This is a genomic window from Alloactinosynnema sp. L-07 (assembly GCF_900070365.1).
Taxonomy (GTDB): domain Bacteria; phylum Actinomycetota; class Actinomycetes; order Mycobacteriales; family Pseudonocardiaceae; genus Actinokineospora.
Map to the genome: position 1 here is coordinate 6,499,756 of NZ_LN850107.1, position 18,792 is coordinate 6,518,547.

An 18,792-nucleotide genomic window follows, 5' to 3' on the forward strand; every position below is an offset into this window, starting at 1 on the left:
GCGACGATACTCGCGCTGTGACGATCAGGGTGTACTACGAGGCGTGGCAGATGGAGTGCTGCGGAGACCCGTTCCAGGTGGGCGACGAGGTCTCCTGGACGATTGTCGCCCCTGATCTGCCGTTCAATCTGCGCGAACTCGTCGGTGCCGAGGTCGAGGAACCGCGGTGGACGGAGGAACACCACGGGGATGGCGATGGTGTCGCGGCCACGAGGGCGCGGGTGATCGGGATCCATCTGCTGGTCTGCGAGCACACCACCGACCCGAAGACCCGATGGGCTGAACGGGTCCCCGGAACCGGCAGGCTCATCCCCGTCCGCTACGCCAACGGCCACGAGCCGGGAGACGGCGAGTTCGAGGGCTACCTGGTCGACCTCGACCCGTTCCCGACGTGAACGCCGTCGTTGGCGGACTCAGCGGTCGTCGCGGATGCCTTCGAGGAAGCTCCCGAACACGGCGACATCGAAAATGAGCGTGGGACCGGTTGCGTTCTTCGAGTCGCGCACGGCCCGCAGCCTGTGAAGGTCGGCGATCTCAACGCAGTTCGCTGACCCGTTCTGGCTGCGGCTGCTCTTGCGCCACGTGGCGCGCAGTTCCGAGGCACGGATCATGGTCACTCCAGGTTCTGAATGTCATCCGAGATGCGATCGAGCATCGTCGCGGAGTCGGTCGGCTTCAGGGCCGCTCGCTGTGCTCGGTTAAACGCAAGTGTATAGACCTCGGTGTGAGGCGGACGATCGTAGAAGGCCGAGTCCGCGCGTGGGCGAGCGGCACGCGACCAGCGCTGGACGTTTTCGCTCGCGCGAATGTCGACATGTGGGCTGACATCGCCGACGCCGACCCTCAACCGTGGAAACAGCGGATGGCTTACGCCGCAAAGCAATGGGCTGATGCGCGCCTAGTGCGGGCGTCCCGTTAGGCAGGCCGAAGGCCCCGTCCGGGGGAACGGGGCCTTCGGGTCACGCGTGGAGCAGGGTCTGGGTGTGGATCAGAAGGTCAGGTTGAAGGCGTCGATATAGCCGGTGTCGTACCGGGCGACGTCGCGGACCTGCAGCTTCCACGTGCCGTTCGCGACCTCGGTCGATGCGTTCACCGTGTAGGTGGCGATCACGTTGTCGGCCGAGTCGTTGCCGCTGGAGTTCTTCAGCCGGTAGGTCGAGCCGTCCGGGGCCACCAGGTCGATGACCAGGTCACCGCGCCAGGTGTGCTTGATGTCGACGCCGACCTTCAGCGTCGCGGGTGCGTTGCCGGTGACGCCGGTGACGGCCAGGTTGCTGAAGACCGCGGCGCCGGGGGAGTCGGGGATGTTGACGTTGTTCAGGTTCTCGAAGTACTTGCCCGGCGGCGGGGGCGGCGGCGGGGTGCCGCCGAGTTCGTCCGCCTTGGCCTTGATCGCCGCGGACAGGGCGCTGACCTGGGCGTACACGCCGTACTTGTTCGGGCGGGCGCAGCCTTCACCCCAGGAGACGATGCCGACCTGGATCCAGTTGTTGTTGGCGTCGCGGCGGACCATCGGGCCGCCGGAGTCGCCCTGGCAGGTGTCGATGCCGCCCTGGGGCAGGCCCGCGCAGATCTCGACGGCGTCGATCAGGTTGGCGTAGCTGCCGCCGGAGGCCCGGCAGGTGGCGTCGGAGACGAACGGGACCTCGGCCCGGAGCAGGTAGCGCTGCTGCGCGCCGCCCTCGGTGGCCGAGCCCCAGCCCATGATGTCGAAGGTGCCGTTGTCGTAGGCGGCGGTGGTGGCGATCGGCAGGGTGGCCGCGCCGGTGATCGGGCTGGACAGCTTGATCAGCGCCCAGTCGCCGCCCGCGGAGGTCGAGTAGCCCGGGTTCTTGTAGACGTAGGACGACGTCCGGGTGACCCGGCTCGGGCTCTGCAGGTCGACCACACCGTAGGTGGCGGTGATCGAGGTGTTGTTGCCGGTGCCGCTGACGCAGTGCGCGGCGGTCAGCACGAGCTGTTCGGAGTACATCGCGCCGCCGCAGCCCATGGAGAGGCGGACCATCCACGGGTACTGGCCTTGCGCGGCGGGGGTGCCGCCGACGACCTGCGGGCTGACGTCGCCCGGCTGCGACGGCGGCGGGGTCGCCAGTGCCTGTCCGGTGGCGGCGCCGATCATGGCCGCCGTGCCGACGGCGACCAGCAGTGTCTTGCGTAACTTCCTCACCCAGTTGCGCTCGATCACGGTGGAGTCCTTTCACACGACCACTTGGTGCGGGTTGTGGTGCCAAACCGGGTCGTCAGGGGGCCCGGTTCGTTCGTGGCGCCCCGGGGCGGGGATGCGGCCCCGCCCCGGGGGCGGATCAGACACGTCGGTGACTCAGCGGGACGCTCAGAAGGTCAGCTTCCAGCTGTCGATGTGTCCGGTGTCGTAGCGGGCGACGTCCTGGACCTTGAGCTTCCAGGTGCCGTTGGCGACCTCGGTCGACGCGTTCACCGTGTAGGTGGCGATCACGTTGTCGGCCGAGTCGTTGCTGCTCGATCCCTTCAGCCGGTAGGCGGTGCCGTCGGGGGCCAGCAGGTCGATGACGAGGTCACCGCGCCAGCTGTGCTTGATGTCGACATCGACCTTGAGGGTCGAGGGCGCGTTGCCGGTCACGCCGGTGACTGCGATGCCGCTGGTGACCGCGGCGCCGGGGGAGTCGGCGATGGTGACGTTGTCGGCGTTCTCGAAGACCTTGCCGCCTGGCGGCGGCGGGGTGCCGCCGCCGAGGTCGGCCGCCGCCGCCGCGATGGCCGCGGCGAAGGTGCTGACCTCGGTGTAGATGCCGTACTTGTTCGGCCGGGCGCAGCCGTCGCCCCAGGAGACGATGCCGACCTGGATCCAGTTGTCGTTGGCGTCGCGGCGGACCATCGGGCCGCCGGAGTCGCCCTGGCAGGTGTCGACGCCGCCGTCCTGGTAGCCCGCGCAGACGCTGTCGGACTTGACCAGGTTCGGGTACGAGCCCTGCGCACCGCAGGTCACGTCATCGACGAACGGCACCTTCGCCTTGCTGGCGTAGCGGTTCATGGAGTTGCCGCCCTCGGACGTGCCGCCCCAGCCCATGATGTCGAACGTGCCGGTGTTGTAGGCCGCCGTCGTGGCGATCGGCAGGGTCGCGGCCCCGACGATCGGGCTGTTCAGCTTGACCAGCGCCCAGTCCTTGCCGGTGGTCACGCCGGTGAAGCCGGGCGCGGAGTGCACGTAGGTCGAGGTGCGGGTGACCTTGGCCGGGTCCTGGCGGTCGACGACGCCGTAGATCACGCCGATGCTGGTGTCCGGGCCGGTGCCGTCGAGGCAGTGCGCGGCGGTGAGCACGAGCTGCTCGGTGTACATGGCGCCGCCGCAGCCCATGGACAGGTGGACCAGCCAGGGGAAGTCGCCCTTGGCGGCCAGGGTGCCGCCGACGACCTGCGGGGACAGGTCGCCGGGCTGCGACGGGGGCGGTGCGGCGGACGCGTGGCCCGCCGTTGCCGCCAGAGCGGTGGCGAGGCCCGCTGCCAAGAGGCTCGCCGTGGTGAGGATCTTTCGCACGATGTTCCTTCCGTGGCCCGTCCACAAAGGACGCAGGGGTGGACGGGCCGCGTTTGTTGTTTACTTGCCAACCACCTGGGACTGGTGGTCGTCAATGGGGAACGGAGTCCCGGTATGGAGGTGCCCCGGGCCGAAGTGGTGCATCGACCCGGGGCACGTCACGGTGCTGCGGGGACTGTCCGTTCGATCAGAAGGTGAGCTTGAAGTTGTCGATGTATCCGGTGTCGTAGCGGGCGACGTCCTGGACCTTCAGGCGCCAGGTGCCGTTGGCGACCTCGGTGGACGCGTTGACCGTGTAGGTCGCGATCACGTTGTCCGCCGAGTCGTTGCCGCTGGAGTTCTTCAGCCGGTAGAGCGAGCCGTCCGGGGCCACCAGGTCGATGACCAGGTCACCGCGCCAGGTGTGCTTGATGTCCACGTCCACCTTCAGCGTCGCCGGGGCGTTGCCCGTGACACCCGAGACCACGACGTCGCTGAAGACCGCGGCGGCGGGGGAGTCGGGGATGTTGACGTTGTTGGCGTTCTCGAAGACCTTGCCGGGGGGCGGCGGGGTGCCGTCGCAGGTCAGGCCGATGGAGCGCTTGGGGCAGTCGGCGTAGTCGAGCAGGTAGAGCACGGCCGCCTTGTTGCGCGCGGTCTCGCGGTCGATGATCTCGTCACCGGGGTAGAAGCCGCCGCCGCCCGCGCCGCTGGGGAACATCTCGAAGGTGTAGCCCCAGATCCGGTGCACGCCCCACAGGTAGTCGTCGATCGTCCCGTCGGTGATGTACAGGTCCGATGCCTGCTCCGGGGTGTAGCCGTTGGTCTGCGCCATCGCGCGGCCCATGGTCGAGAAGATGTTGTGCTCCTCGGCGTTGAGGCCGGGGGCGGTGTCGTTGTAGGTCCAGCCGAACGGCCAGAGCACCAACTCGCTGTAGGTGTGGAAGTCGATCGCGACGCTGATCTGCTGGGTGCCGCCGACGACGCGGCTGCGCACGAAGTCGGAGAGGACCTTGACCTCCTTGGCCGACTCGGGAGCCGTGCCGCGGTAGGTCTCCGAGCCGGTGCTGCCCGAGGAGCCGTTGCAGCAGCCCCACTTGTAGTCCCAGTTGCGGTTCATGTCGGTGCCGACGTTGGAGGAACCCGCGTTGGGCTGGCGGTTCTTGCGCCAGCTGCGGTAGGAGCCGGTGGCGATGTCGAACTCGCCGCCGTCGGGGTTGACGTCGGGCAGGATCCAGATCTCGCGGGAGTCGACCAGGCCCTTGATCCGGGCGTCGGTGGCGTAGCCCTGGGTGAAGGTCTTGACCAGGTACAGCGCCATCTCGACGGTCAGGTGCTCACGGGCGTGCTGGTGGTGGGTGAACAGCACCTCGGGCTCGTTCTCGTCGGTGGCGACGTTGTCCGAGATCTTGAACGCGAGGATGTCGCGGTTCTCGTAGGACTTGCCGATCACCTGCTTGGAGATGATGCTCGGGTAGTTCGCCACCGCGGTGTTGAGCACGGAGTTCATCTCCGCGTAGTTGTGGTATCCGGCGTCGGCGCTGGGGAAGTCGTTGACCCCGTTGGCACCCTGAGTGCCCTGGGTGACCGCGGGCGCGGCCTCGGCCTCGACGGTGAAGCCCTGGGCCCGGATCTTGGCGACCTCACCAGGCGTGGCCGTGATGAGCAGTCGGGAGTCCTCGGTGCCGTTGATCGCCGCGCCGGTCGCCGCGATGGCGCTGCGCTGCTGGACGGTCTTGACCCCGGTGACGTGGTATTCGGCCGATGCCCTGGCGGTCTGTGCGGCCTTGTCTCCAGCGGCCGAACCGCCGTTCATCGAGATGACCATGGCGAAGGCGGCTAGCGCCCCCACCGTGACGGACAGGCGTTTGCGATTCACGCGTACCTCCTGCAAGGGGTGCCGGTGGGTCCGGCACTGGAGGGTGTGTTGACTTGTCCGGCAGGCGGTCGAACCCCCAACTGAGGTGCCCTCACGACCGTCTGTCCGGTTCTGGCTTCTGTCGAATATCCACTGGCGGAGACGGTCGTCACAAGGCGTCGAATGACGGGCTTCATTACCGTTTATTTCACACTTACCTAACACCGGACGTCCCGGGTCGACAGGTGTCGACTCGGGACGTCCAGTGCTCGCCGGTGGTTACGGGAAGGTGAGTTTGAAATTGTCGATATAGCCGGTGTCGAGCCGGGCGACGTCCTGGACCCGCAGCTTCCAGGTCCCGCCGGTCGCCTCGCTGGAGGCGTCCACCGTGTACGTGGCGATCACGTTGTCGGCGGAGTCGTTCCCCGCGGCGTTCTTCAGCCGGTAGGTGGAGCCGTCCGGCGCCACCAGGTCGATGACGAGGTCGCCGCGCCAGGTGTGCTTGATGTCGACGTCGACCTTGAGCGACCCGGCGTTGCCGGTCAGCCCGCTCACCGCGACGTCGCTCGTGACGCCCGCGCCCGCGTCGGGGATGTTGACGTTGTTGGTGTTCTCGAAGACCTTGCCGGGAACTTCCGTGCAGGTCAGCCCGATGGAGCGCTTGGGACAGTCGGCGTAGTCGAGCAGGTGGAGCACGGCCTCCTTGTTGCGCGAGGTCTGCGCCGGGATGATCTCGTCGCCGGGGTAGAACGAGCCGTTGCCGTACATCTCGAAGGTGTAGGCGTAGATCCGGTGCTTGCTCCACAGCCAGTCGAGGATCGAGCCATCGGTGATGTAGAGGTCCGACGACTGCTGCGGCCGGTAGTTGTTCTTTTGCCCCATCGCGCTGCCGATCGTGGAGAAGATCTTCTGATCGTCCACGCTGAGACCGGGGTCGGTGTCGTTGTAGGTGTAGCCGTACGGCCAGAGGATCAGCTCGCCGTAGGTGTGGAAGTCGATGCCGACGGTGATCTGCTGCACGCCGCCGACCACGCGGCCGTTGATGAAGTTGACCATGGCCTTGACCTCGGGGGCCGACTCCGCGGCCGGGCCGCGGTAGGTCTCCGAGCTGGTGTCGCCGGAGGAACCCCCGCAGCAGCCCCACTTGTAGGACCAGTTGCGATTGAGGTCGGTGCCGACGTTGGAGCTGCCCGCGTTCGGCTGCCGGTTCTTGCGCCACATCTGGTACGAGCCGGTGGAGATGTCGAACTCGCCGCCGTCGGGGTTGACGTTGGGCAGGATCCAGATCTCGCGCGAGTCCACGATGCCCTTGATCCGGCTGTCGCCGCTGTACCCGTCGGTGAGCATGCTGATCAGGTAGAGCGCCATCTCGACCGTGAGGTGCTCACGGGCGTGCTGGTGGGCGTTGAACATCGCCTCTGGCTCGTTCTCGTCGGTGGCGACGTTGTCCGAGATCTTGATAGCGATGAGGTCGCGGTTCAGGTGGGACTTGCCGTAGACCTGCTTGGAGATGATGCCGGGGTGGTCCGCCACCGCCTTGTCGATCTCGGCGACCATCTCCGAGTAGTTGTGGTAGTTGGAGTCCTGGCTCGGGAAGTCGGCCGGGGCCATGGCGCCCTGGGTTCGTGCCGGTGCGGCGGCGGGGTCGACGCGGAAGCCCAGCGCGCGGATCTTGGCGACCTCATTCGGGGTCGCGCTGACCTGTAGCCTGCTGTCGTCGGGACCGTTGATCGCGGCGCCGGTGCCCGCGATCGCGCTGCGATCCTGGGCCGTCCTGGCCCCGCTGACCAGATATTCCGCGGACGCGCGGGCGCTCTGGGCGGCGAAGTCGCCCGTCGCGGGATTCCCGCTCATCGTGACGACCAAGGCGACCGCGGCCACGGCCGCCGTCGTCATGGACATGATTCTGCGATTCACGCGTGCCTCCTGCAAGGAGTGCCGGTACTTCCGGCACTGGAGGTGCCCGGGCGGCGGTCGAACCCTTGCTGGGCGCCCTCACGACCTGCGCTTCGTCCGGGTGGTGCGAGACGAATATCCATGGGTGATCGGGTGGGAACAAGGCTGTCGCAAAAGATAGGTAGGGCTACGTAGTGCACCCTGGGTTGTTCCCGGTGTCCGCGCGCAGCATGGTTGCCCCAGCGGATCGCACACCCTGCCAAACGCGAACCGCCCGTCCGAAGTCAATTCGGATGTGAAAGGTGTGGCGGCGTCGGCGGTGATCAATCGCTGATTCCGTCAGTAGAGCGGGGAGAGAGACGCCCACGCCCTCGTCTCTCTCCCCGCTGGGGCACTATTCAAGCACCACTGGAAAAACCTTGCCGCCCGGTCCTCATGCTGGCGGCATTCCATCGCGGCGAAGTGTCCGATACGGCACCGGACTGCGCTGACCTGCCCGGATGCGGGGGATGGGTCAGTGCCGCCGCGATTGTTACAACGGGGAGGCCGCTACCTCGCAGGGGGCGGCCTCCCCGTTTTTTTTCGTTTCACAAACACAATGGCTGGACAGCCGTATTTCAGTATTTATGGACCGGTCGGCGTAATTTGCCCGCTACCTGCTGTCAAGGCATGGTTTCGGCGGCCGGGAATGCGCATTATCGGAAGTGCACCTGGGGCTGCCCTGTACCGCGCCGTCCGGCGCGGAAGCCCCCCGAGTTGTTCGGAGGAATCCGTGTTCCTGCGCTCCAAGAGCCGACTGCGGCGATCCGCCGCGGCCGCGGCCATCGCGTGCGGACTGGTGGTGACGCCCGCGGGTCTGGCGCTGGCGAGCCCCGCGACCGCGACGGTCCCCGGCGCCACCGCGTCGGGGGCGGCCATCCCGACCGGCACCCGCGCGTACTTCGTCATCACCGACCCCGCCAACATCCAGGCGGGCAAGACAGCCGTCACCACCAACGGCGGCACCGTGTGGAACTCGTGGGACGCGATCGGTGTCATCGTCGCCCACTCGACGGCCGCGGACTTCAAGTCCAAGGTGCGCGGGGTGTCCGGCGTGCAGTACGTCGGCGCCACCCGCACCACCGACGTCCCGACCAACGCCGACAACCCGCCGATCCCGAGCAACAGCGCGGGCCAGAACCTGGGCACCGAGGCCGTTGGCTGGGACATCAAGCAGCTCAAGGCCGACCAGGCCTGGGCCAAGGCCAACGGCAGCGGCGTGACCGTGGCCATCCTCGACACCGGTGTCAACGACCAGCACAAGGACCTCGCGCCGAACTTCGACGCCTCGAAGTCCGCGTCCTGCGCGTACGGCAAGGTGGACAAGCGAACCGGCGCCTGGCGCAGTGTCGGCTCCAGCGGCCACGGCACCCACGTCGCCGGTTCGGTCGCCGCGGCGAAGGACAACGGCGGCATCGTCGGTGTCGCGCCCGGGGCCAAGATCTCCTCGATCCGCGTCGCCGAGCCCGCCGCCGAGCTGTTCTTCCCGGAGAACACGGTGTGCGCGTTCATGTACGCCGTCGAGGTCGGCGTGGACGTCACGAACAACAGCTACTGGACCGACCCGTGGTACGGCCTGTGCGCCAACGAGAACGACGGCGACCTCAAGGCCATCGAGGTCGGCGTCCGCCGCGCGGTGAACTACGCGAGCAACCAGGGCCTCATCAACCTGGTCGCCGCGGGCAACGAGAACAAGGACTACTCGGCCAAGGGATCGTCGAGCCTGAGCCCCAACGACTCGACGCCGAAGAACCGCAACGTCAACACCGGCTGCCCGCTGATGCCGCAGGAGGCCGAGGGCTCGACCGTCGTCGGCGGCATCGACCAGCAGGGCTCGCGCTACAACCAGTCCAACTGGGACACCAACGGCACGCTCGACGTGACCGCGGCCGGGGTGAACGTCAACTCGACCTCGGTCAGCGGCGGCTACCAGCAGATGACCGGCACCTCGATGGCCTCCCCGCACGCGGCGGGCATCGCGGCGCTGATCAAGTCGGCGTTCCCGAGCCTCAAGGGCAAGGACATCGAGAAGAAGATGAAGGAGTGCTCGGGCACCTACACCGACCCGAAGTACTACGGCGCCGGTCTGCCCGACGCGACCAAGTGTGTCGAGGGCGCCCCGTCCGGCGGCACCTCGTGGACCAACGACAACGACGTGCAGATCACCGACAACAACGTCGCGGTCACCTCGTCGGTGAGCGCCAACGGCACCGTGACCCCGTCGGCGACCTCCAAGGTCACCGTCAACATCGTCCACACCTACCGGGGCGACCTGGTGATCGAGCTGGTGGCGCCGGACGGCACCGTGTACCCGCTCAAGGCGGCCAAGGCCAACGACGCCGCGGCCAACGTCAACGAGACCTACACGGTCAACCTGTCCCCGGAGACCAGCTCGGGTGAGTACAAGCTGCGCGTGCGCGACGCGTACTCGTTCGACTCGGGCTACATCAACTCGTGGAACCTGAACATCGCCTGACGACCCCTGAATCCCTGCCCTCCCGTCGGATTCTCGACGGGAGGGCAGGGGCGTCAGCCGAAGTCCTCGGCCTGCAACTCGGCCCGCGACGTGACGCCGAGCTTGCGCAGCACCCTGGCCGCGTGCTGCTCGACCGTGCGCGGCGACAGGAACAGCACGTCGGCGATCTCGCGGTTGGTGTGCCCGCTCGCGAGCATCCGGGCCACCTCATGCTCGCGCGGGGACAACTCGTTGCCGTACCCGCGTCTGCCGCGCCGCGACGGCTTGACCCCGCCGACCCCGCGCAGCAGGTGTCTGCACCGCGCCGCGTCCCTGGTCGCGCCCAGCTTGTCGTAGGCATCGATCAAAGTGGACAGTTGAGCGGCCGCGGTCGCACCGTCGGCGGGCAGCAGGCACAACGCCTGCCGCTCGGCCACCATCGCCGCGTAGTACGGCGCGTTGAGCTTCTCGTAGTTCGCTTGGGCCAGCTGGTAATAATCGATCGCGGCGGTGCGGTCGCCCGCGGCCTCGGCCAGCTCACCCCGGCACGCGTCCACCGCCGCGGCGCCCATCGGCGCGTCCATTCCCGACACCCCCGCCGCGGTCTCCGCGACCACCCTGGCCGCGTCGTCGTCGCGGCCCAGCCGCAGGTACACCGACACCGCCACCGGGACGAGCTCACCGGCCCACGTCCACACGTCCTTGCGGCGCAGCAGCGCCATCCCGCGGTCGACGTCCGCGCCCGCCTTGACAAGCTCGTCCTGCGCCAGCCACGTGCGGGCCAAGCCCGCGCAGCCGCCGAGGGCGATCTGGGCGATCGACTCCTGCGGGGCGTACGCGCCGGTCTCGGTGAAGTAGCTCAGCGCCTCGGCCCACTCCCCGCGTGCCGCGGCCAGGCCGCCGAGCACCAGGCACAGCTCGGTGGCCACCGGCAGCAGGTCGCGGTACTCCTCCAGCAGCCTGCCCGCTCGCTCGGCCAGCCCGGCCCACTCGCCGGTGAACCAGTCGAGCCGGACCTTGGTCGCCCGCGCGGTGCTCACCACGAACGGAGCGCCGCAGTCGTCGGCCAGCCGCAGCCCGGTGCGCAGGTAGTCCTCGGCTCTGCCGAAGTGGCCGACGCAGACACACGCGTCGGCGATGTTGCAGTTCGTCCGCGCGAGTTGGCGCAGGGCGGTGTGCGTCTGCGCGGTGCTGGGCACCCGCTCCAGGTCGGCGGCCAGCTCGGCGTCGCCGATGTGCATGCGCGAGCCGAGATTGTTGGCCAGCAGCGCGACCCGCAGTTCGAGGTCGTCGGTGGTCTCGATCAGCCGGTCGGTCCGGCGCAGCCACGGCTCGAACTCCCCGCGCGGGGTATCGCCGATGAACGGCTGGCCCAGTATGGCGGTGCCGCGCGCGGCCAGGTCGGGCCGCTCGCCGAGATCGCCGATGGCCAGCGCGATCTCCGTGCGCGCGACCTCCAACTCGCCCGCCTGACGGATCAACAGCATGCCCAGGAACAGCCGGACCTCGCCGCGCGCCGACGTCGACAGCCTGCGGTCGTTCAGCAGCCTGCGCAGGGTCATCGTCGGGTTGATCTGATCGAGGCCGGTGTGCGCGACCTGGCCCAGCTTGATCGCCAGCCGGTCGACGTCCTCGGAGGACAGTGACGGCTCGGTGAGCAGCCGCTGCAGCAGTGACGTCGCGGTGGCCGCGTCGCCCACCTCGGTGGCCCGGTCGGCGGCGGCCTCGCCATAGCGCAGCCAGTCGGCGAGGCGGTCGGCCCGCCTGCTGTGCTCGGCCAGCTGCAGCAGCGGGCGCGGGCTGGTCCGGTCGAGCGCGGCGATTGCGCGCAGATGCAGCTGCTGGCGGTCGGGGCCGCTGAGCGTGTCGTAGACGGCGTCCTGGGCCATCTGGTGCCGGAAGGTGTAGCGCCCGCTGTCGGTCTCATGCAGCACGTGCGCGGCCAGCGCGTGGCCCAGCGCGGCGCGGACCCGCTGCTCGCCGATGCCCGCGACCTCGCCGAGCACCTCGGCGGGCGCCGCGACACCCAGAACGGCGGCGGCCTGGGCGAGTCGGGTGGCCGCGATCGGCAGCCCGGCCAGCCGCTCGGCCATGGCGTCGCGCAGCAGCACCGGGACCTCGGCGTTCTCCAGCAGCCGCCGCGCGGTGGCGCCGTCGGCGTGCACCGCGCCCGCCGGGTTGCGCAGCGCCCGCAGGGTCTCCTCGACCACGAACGGGATGCCTGCGGTGCGCTCGTGCAGCTTGGCGGCGAACTCGGCGGACACGCTGTCCTCGTCGAGGATCGCCGAGGCCAGCGACCGCACGCCGTCGGCGTCGAGCGGGGCCAGCCGCATCAGCAGGCTGGTGATGCCCGCGGGCGGGCGGTAGGCGGTGCCCAGCGGCATCCCGCCGGGCACGTCCTCGCGCCGGTAGGTGACCAGGATGGACAGCGTGGGCGGCGGGTCGGCCATGAGGAATCGCAGCAGCTGCCGCGAGCCGTCGTCGGCCCAGTGCAGGTCCTCCACGACCATCAGCACCGGGCCGGTGGCGGCGAGCAGCTCGCGGACGGCCCGGAACAGGCGGTGGCGGTCCGACCGCGGGTCACCGGACGGGGCCGGGGGCTCGGGCAGCAGGTCGGCCAGTTCCGGCAGCAGCGGGGCGAGCGCGCCGGTCACCCGGTTCAGCGCGGGGCGGTGCGCCAGGCGGTCCCCACAGCCCCGCAGAGCCTCCAGCACCGCGCCGTAGGGGAAAGGCTCGCGCAGCGGCTGACAGTGACCAAGAAGCACCCGCAGGGGGCCCAGATCGGCGGTCCTGAGCAACTCCCGGACCAGCCTGCTCTTGCCCACCCCGGCCTCGCCGTCGACCATCACCACGGCGGGCTGCCTGGCCACGGTCTCCCGCAGGGCGTCGAGTTCGTCGCCGCGGCCGACGAGGACCGGGGACGTGGTGCGCACCAGGCTCGCCGTGGACTGCCTCGCGTTCGGCGCCATCCACATCCTCCTGGATCTAGGGGTCACCCGGTCCTAAGGAAACCGGCGGACCTCGGAGCCTAGGCCGTGCGGGAGTGATCCGGAACTCACTTGCCCGCCCCGACGCGAGATTGATCTTCACGGGGGCCCGTCGTGAAAGACGGGTATCCCTACGTACAGATACCCGGATTGATCGCCGCGCGTGTCCGGCTGAAGGTGATCCGAGTGTGGCTGTCGGCTACCTGCCCTGTTCGACAGCCATGACTTGTCGCTGTCGCGGTGTCTCACCGCGCTCGAACCCTGCAGAGTAAGGACAGCCAAGCGATGAAGAAACTCAAGACCCCACTGAAAGCGCTGCTCGTGGGTTCCGCCGTGGGCGGCCTCGTCGCGCTCGCGGTCCCCGCGTTCGCCGCCGAGTCCGCGCAGCCCACCGCCGCGATCCTGAACGCGGGCGCCGCGGGCACCGTGCCGGACCGCTACATCGTCGTGTTCAAGGACGCGGGCATGAGCGCCGCCTCGGTGAACGGGAACGCCAAGGACTTGGCCCGCAAGCACGGCGGCGACGTCAAGTACACCTACGACTCCATCCTGCGCGGCTTCTCCGTGTCCATGAAGGAGAGCCAGGCGCTCGCGCTGGCGAAGAACCCGATGGTGAAGTACGTCGAGCAGGCGGTGTACGCCACGGTCGCCGACACCCAGCAGAACCCGACCTGGGGCCTGGACCGAATCGACCAGCGTGACCTGCCGCTGAACCAGACGTTCAACTACCCGGCCAACCCCGGCCAGGGCGTGCACGTCTACGTGGTCGACTCCGGCCTCAACGCCGCCCACCAGGACTTCACCGGCCGCGTCGCGGCGGGCCGCGACCTCGTCGAGAACGACGCCACCCCGCAGGACTGCCACGGCCACGGCACGCACGTCGCGGGCACGGCCGTCGGTACCACCTATGGCGTGGCCAAGAAGGCGACGCTGCACGCGGTGCGCGTGCTCGACTGCTCGGGCAACGGCAGCAGCGACGCGATCCTCGGCGGCATGAACTGGGTCAAGAACAACGCGATCAAGCCCGCGGTGGTGAACTTCAGCGTCGGCTGCGGGCAGCGCTGCACCGTGCAGAGCTGGGACGACGGCGTCAAGGCGGTGATCGACAGCGGCGTGCAGTGGGTGCAGGCGGCGGGCAACGCCAACGACGACGCCTGCTACTACAGCCCGCAGAGGCTGCCCGCGGCCGTCACCGTCGGCAACAGCAACCAGCAGGACGCCCGCTACACCGGCACCGGGTCGAGCAGCTACGGCTCCTGCCTGGACATCTGGGCGCCCGGCACCGGTGTCATCTCCGCGTCGCACTCCAGCAACTCCGGCACCGCCACGATGACTGGCACGTCCATGGCCTCCCCGCACGTCGCGGGCGTGGCGGCGGTCTACCTCGGCCAGAACACCTCGGCCACCCCGCAGCAGGTGCGCGACGCGCTGGTCACCAACGGCACCAAGGACAAGCTGACCGGCATCAACACCGGGTCGCCGAACGTGCTGCTGTACAGCGGGTTCCTCAACGGACCGATCGACCCGCCGTGCTCGGCGGCGACCAACGGCGACGACGTGTCCATTCCGGACAACAACACCGCGGTCACCTCGTCGGTGACGGTCACGGGCTGCTCCGGTGGCGGCACCACGGCCACCTCGGTCAAGGTCGACATCAACCACACCTACACCGGTGACCTCAAGGTCGAGCTGGTCGGCCCGAGCGGCGCGGCGTTCGTCCTCAAGCAGCCCGGTGGGGCCAGCTCCGCGGACGGCATCCACACCACCTACACGGTGAACACCGGCTCGGAGACGGCCAAGAACGGCTCATGGAAGCTGCGGGTGACCGACGTCTACCGCTACGACGCGGGCAACATCGACACCTGGACCCTGACCTTCTAAGAGTCCTGGTGTGACAACCGAATAGTTCCGCCGCCGGGAGGTGTCCACATCGGACACCTCCCGTCGGCGCGCGTTCGTCACCAGGTCCAGCGGATGCCGACGATGGCGGACTTCTCGTCGTGGGTCAGCAGGTGCACGCTGTGGAAGGCGCCCAGCCGCAACTCGCCATGGTCGATCTCGGGCTGGCGGACGGACTCGCGGCGGAACTGGTGGCACGCCGAGGGCACCGCGTCGGGGTGAAACACCACCTCCAGCAGGTACTCCCTGGCGCACTGGCGCATCGCCCTGGTGAAGTTGGACGAGCGTTCGGTGCCGAACCACTTGACCTCATAGGAGAACGCGGCGGTGTCGCCGACGCGCAGCACCCGGTCGAGCAGGATCTCCGACAGCACGAACCCGCCCGGCTGGTGGACCCGCGCCTTGCCCATCGCGCACCCGTTGGCCGCGGTGATCCTCGGCAGGGCCGCGTCGTTCGGCTCGGCGCGGTGGAGTACGACGCAGGTACGCCGCCAGTCCACCTCGGAGCGGACGACGACGTGCACGAGGGTGCGCTCGTCCAAGCCGTCGCGGTCGACGAAGTGCTGTTCGCGCACGCTCAGGAAGGTCAGGTCACCGGGGGCGGGCTGATCGAGTTCGGCCAGCAGCGGGGCGAGCGCCGAAGCACCGTCCCACAGGAGCTCGTGGGGCTTCGCCGACGAGCGCGACGCCCACCTGCCGCGCGGCTTGCGCGGGCCGAGCAGCGAGATCAGGTAGCCGTTGGGCATCCCGAGCACCTGCTCGATGATCGAGACCGCGCGCAGCGACTCCGGCCGCTCCGGCCTGGTCCGCCCGCGGCGCCAGTAGCTCAGGGTCGACAGGCTGACCCGCACGTCGTGCGCGGACAGCCGCCGCTGCAGCAGTTCCAGACTCATCCCGCTGCGGTCGATGGCGCGCGACAGCGCCATCGGGAAGGACTCCCGGACGCCTGGGGAGGCGACCGGGTCACGGTGCGCTTGCAGTGGGTGCAATGGCCTTCTCGCTTCCGGAAACGAAAGAGCGGCAGGCCCGGGGATTCCCCGGACCCGCCGCCCTTCACTCAATGGTGATGAACTGGATCAGTGACGCCCGGCGCTGCCAAACGCGTAGCCCCACGCGGTGACGGTGAGGGTGTAGGTCGCCGTGCCTGTCTTGCCGTCGGCCGAGGTGGCCTTGATGGTCACCGGGTAGGTGCCCGGCGGCGTGGAGAAGTTCGGCTGGATCCAGACGTTGCTGGTGCCACCCTGGCTCAGCCAAGGCGGGTTGAACGAGACGAACGCCCCGGCCGGGGCACCCGACGAGCTCAGCGTGAGCTGGCCGGTGCCGCCGATCGCGCGCGCGCTGAACTGCGCGAGCTGGCCCTGCTGCACGGTGCCGGAGCTCGGCGACAGGGTCACCGTGACGCCGCTGGGCGGGGTGACGGTCTCGACCGTCAGCGACACGGTGGTCGTGGCGGTCTTGCCCGCGCTGTTGGTGCCGGTGACCGTGATCGTGTACGTGCCCGCCGCGGCGGAGCCGGACACCGACAGGTTCAGCGTGGCCGACGCCCCGGTCTGGATCGACGACGGCGAGACCGACGCGGTCACGCCGCTGGGCGCGCCCGAGGTGGTCAGGCTGATCTGCTCGGCCCCGTTCGAGCCCTGCTTGCTGCTGATCGTCGAGCTGCCACTGGCGCCCTGCTTGACCGTCACCGAGCTCGGCGCCGACCCCAGGGCGAACGGCGTCTGGTTCTGGCCGTTGACCGTCAGGGACACGGTGCCGCTCGCCGTCTTGCCCGCCGCGTTGGTGGCGACGACCTCGACGTTGTAGGTGCCTGCCGGGGTCGACGACGCCGTCTGGATGGTTACCTTGGCGCCCTCGCCTGCCGGAACCTTGGTCGGCTGGAACGTCGCGGTGGCACCGGACGGCAGGCCGGTCGCCGACAGGGTCAGCTCCTCGGCGCCGCCGCTGCCCGCGGTGGTGGTGACGCCCGCGGACGCGCCCGCGCCCTGGTTGACCGTCAGGCTGGACGGGTTCACCGACACCTTGTGGTCACCGGGGTTGGTGACGCCCTTGACGGTCAGCGTCAGCGTGGCCTTGGCGACCTTGCCGCCGGAGTTCGTGGCGTTCAGGTCGATCGAGTACGTGCCGGAGGTGGTCGACGCAGCCGTCTCGACGATCACCTTCGAGCCCTCGCCCGTGTTGACGGTCGCGGGAAGGAAGGTGACGGTCACACCGCTCGGCGCGCCGGAGGCGGTCAGGGTGACCTGCTCGGCGCCACCGCTGCCCGCGACCGTGCTCAGCGCGACCCGGTCGGACGTGCCCGCGTCGACGGTCAGGCTGGACGGGTCGATGGTGACCTTGAAGTCCGGCCCCGGCTGCCCGCCGTCGGTGACGGTCAGGCTGTACTGCGTGTTCGCCGCCTTGCCCGCCGCGTTGGTCGCGGTGAGCGTGATGTTGTGCGTGCCGTTGGCGGCGCTGGTCGACGCGTCGAAGGTGACCTTCGCAGTGGAGCCCGCGGCGACGTCGGTCGGCTGGAACACCGCCTGCACACCAGAGGGCAGCCCGGACGCGGTGAGCTTCAGGTTCTCCGCGCCGCCGCTGCCCGCGACCGTGGTGATGGTCGAGGAGACGTAGTTGCCCGCCTTGACCGAACCACTGGCCGGGCTGACGGAGACTGTGTGGTCGGCGGGGACCGTGGTGCCGACCTCCTGCTTCACCCAGTCGCCCATGTCGTTGTTGAGCCGACCCCAGACCCCGTACCACTTGAAGTCCGCGCGGCTCCACGACGCGACGCCGTAGATCTTGTTGTTGACGATCAGCGGGCCGCCGCTGTCGCCGGGCAGGATGGTCGGGTTGCCGTTGGGGTCACCCGCGCAGATCATCGTGGCCGACTTGAAGCCCGCGCCGACGCCCTGGCACACGCTGTCGCCGTCCACGATCGGCATGTTCGCCTTGGTGAGCGTGACGTCCTTGGTGGTGTCGTTGAAGTCCTTCTTGCCGTAGCCGAAGCTCAGGCCGGTCTTGCCGATGAGGACGTCGCTCGCGTCGGCCGAGGTGGCGTAGGTCGGGAACGCCGCGCCGCCGACCAGGGTGATCGCCTTCTCCAGGGTGACGACGGCGACGTCGTAGCCCTGGTCGAAGTTGACGTACTTCGGGTGCTTCTTATAGGTGACGACCTTGGAGGCCTGGAAGCCCGAGCCGTTGCCGCCGTTGTACAGCTTGAGGTCGTCGAGCCCGTAGACGAAGGTCTTCTCGCCCGCCGCGTCGGCGCAGTGGGCGGCGATCAGGACCTTTGTGGGGGCGACCAGGGTGCCGGTGCAGGTCTGGCCCTCGGGACGGGGGCCACCCGCGCGGATGCCGGGGATGATGCCCGGGAACTCGGTGACCTTGGCCGGGGTGCCGCCATAGTGCTGTGTGCTCGCGTCCGGCAGGTCGGTCGGAACTGTTGCGCCCTCGAAATTCGCCGACGGCAGGTTTGCCGCGGCACCCGTCTCGGCCGCGGACGCGATGGTGGTGCCCAGCGGCACCAGCACCGCGGCCGCGGCCAGTGCGGCCACACCCCAGGACCGTGCTGTTCGTTTCACGATGGTTCCTTTCCGGATCTGGCGAACGCTCGTCTCAGGGCAGGGATGACGGCCATTCGCTCTTCGCCACTTTCGAGTGACGCCCGGTGAGGAACAATCAGGGTCGGTATCCGTAGGGGTACTGGACTTTATGATCCAGCCCGCGACGGCGACGGATAACTATGCTGTCGGCGTGGCCGGACCGATGGACACCACGCCCGCGACCAGTGCCCGGATGAGCAGGCAGCGCTCCCGCGACACGGACACCGAATTGGCGCTGCGGCGGGCATTGCACGCGCTCGGCCTGCGTTATCGGGTCCACCGCAGGCCCCTGCCCGGCGTCCGCCGCGAGGTCGACGTGGTCTTCGTCCGCGCCAGGGTCGCGGTGTTCATCGACGGCTGCTTCTGGCACGGCTGCCCGGACCACGCCACCTGGCCCGCCCGCAACGCCGAGTTCTGGCGGACGAAGATCGAGAACAACCGTTCGCGCGACCGTGACACCGACTTCGTGTTCGCCGCCGCGGGCTGGGCGGTGGTGCGGGTCTGGGAACACGAGGATCCGACCACCGCGGCCACCCGCGTGTCGGACACGGTGGCCGGGCGGCTGGGCCGGCTAACCTGAC

At 69.1% G+C, this 18,792-nt stretch carries 12 protein-coding genes and 2 pseudogenes; 4 read left to right on the forward strand and 10 right to left on the reverse strand.

Annotated features, from left to right (window positions below; translation table 11 throughout):
* Positions 1–17 precede the first annotated feature (17 nt).
* A complete protein-coding gene (locus tag BN1701_RS29695; RefSeq protein ID WP_054054298.1) occupies positions 18–395 on the forward strand; it encodes a DUF6578 domain-containing protein in 378 nt (125 codons plus the stop codon).
* Between the two features lie 18 nt (positions 396–413).
* Here the strand turns inward: BN1701_RS29695 and BN1701_RS29700 are convergent, their stop codons facing one another.
* The 7 genes and pseudogenes from BN1701_RS29700 to BN1701_RS29720 all read right to left on the reverse strand — a co-directional run bounded on the left by BN1701_RS29700 (position 414) and on the right by BN1701_RS29720 (position 7,268).
* Positions 414–611 (reverse strand): DUF397 domain-containing protein, encoded by a 198-nt coding sequence (locus BN1701_RS29700; RefSeq protein ID WP_054056237.1) that lies wholly within the window; start codon positions 609–611, stop codon positions 414–416.
* Between the two features lie 377 nt (positions 612–988).
* Positions 989–1,393 (reverse strand): proprotein convertase P-domain-containing protein, encoded by a 405-nt coding sequence (locus BN1701_RS38350; RefSeq protein ID WP_255364690.1) that lies wholly within the window; start codon positions 1,391–1,393, stop codon positions 989–991.
* A pseudogene (locus BN1701_RS38045) lies at positions 1,370–2,185 on the reverse strand (trypsin-like serine protease); the annotation flags it as partial. The gene BN1701_RS38350 and the pseudogene BN1701_RS38045, both read right to left, overlap by 24 nt.
* A gap of 147 nt (positions 2,186–2,332) precedes the next feature.
* Entirely contained in the window at positions 2,333–3,514 is a 1,182-nt protein-coding gene (locus BN1701_RS29710; RefSeq protein ID WP_054054299.1) for a trypsin-like serine protease, read from the reverse strand.
* A gap of 187 nt (positions 3,515–3,701) precedes the next feature.
* Positions 3,702–4,130 (reverse strand): proprotein convertase P-domain-containing protein, encoded by a 429-nt coding sequence (locus tag BN1701_RS37660; RefSeq protein WP_231949945.1) that lies wholly within the window; start codon positions 4,128–4,130, stop codon positions 3,702–3,704.
* Positions 4,107–5,321 (reverse strand): annotated as a pseudogene (locus tag BN1701_RS29715) (M14 family metallopeptidase); the annotation flags it as partial. The pseudogene BN1701_RS29715 and the gene BN1701_RS37660, both read right to left, overlap by 24 nt.
* Positions 5,322–5,630: 309 nt before the next feature.
* Positions 5,631–7,268 carry a M14 family metallopeptidase gene (locus BN1701_RS29720; RefSeq protein WP_054054302.1) on the reverse strand — a complete coding sequence of 546 codons (1,638 nt, stop codon included), beginning with the start codon at positions 7,266–7,268 and terminating at the stop codon, positions 5,631–5,633.
* A 751-nt stretch (positions 7,269–8,019) separates the two neighbouring features.
* Between BN1701_RS29720 and BN1701_RS29725 the strand changes: the two genes are divergently transcribed.
* Complete coding sequence (locus tag BN1701_RS29725) at positions 8,020–9,762, forward strand: S8 family serine peptidase (protein WP_231949755.1); 1,743 nt, start codon at positions 8,020–8,022, stop codon at positions 9,760–9,762.
* Between the two features lie 53 nt (positions 9,763–9,815).
* On the opposite strand, the gene BN1701_RS29730 is transcribed toward BN1701_RS29725, so the two are convergent.
* Complete coding sequence (locus BN1701_RS29730) at positions 9,816–12,710, reverse strand: AAA family ATPase (protein ID WP_054054304.1); 2,895 nt, start codon at positions 12,708–12,710, stop codon at positions 9,816–9,818.
* 303 nt (positions 12,711–13,013) lie between these two features.
* Between BN1701_RS29730 and BN1701_RS29735 the strand changes: the two genes are divergently transcribed.
* Entirely contained in the window at positions 13,014–14,609 is a 1,596-nt protein-coding gene (locus BN1701_RS29735) for a S8 family peptidase (protein WP_054054306.1), read from the forward strand.
* A gap of 77 nt (positions 14,610–14,686) precedes the next feature.
* Here the strand turns inward: BN1701_RS29735 and BN1701_RS29740 are convergent, their stop codons facing one another.
* Positions 14,687–15,553, reverse strand: coding sequence for a hypothetical protein (locus tag BN1701_RS29740; protein ID WP_054054308.1), 867 nt, complete (start codon positions 15,551–15,553; stop codon positions 14,687–14,689).
* Between the two features lie 150 nt (positions 15,554–15,703).
* Positions 15,704–18,190: a trypsin-like serine protease gene (locus BN1701_RS29745; protein ID WP_231949756.1), complete on the reverse strand. Its 2,487-nt coding sequence runs from the start codon at positions 18,188–18,190 to the stop codon at positions 15,704–15,706.
* Positions 18,191–18,374: 184 nt separating this feature from the next.
* Here BN1701_RS29745 and BN1701_RS29750 point away from each other — a divergent pair, with 184 nt between their 5' ends.
* Positions 18,375–18,791, forward strand: a complete 417-nt coding sequence (locus BN1701_RS29750) for a DNA mismatch endonuclease Vsr (protein ID WP_054056241.1) — start codon at positions 18,375–18,377, stop codon at positions 18,789–18,791.
* Position 18,792: the final 1 nt, after the last annotated feature.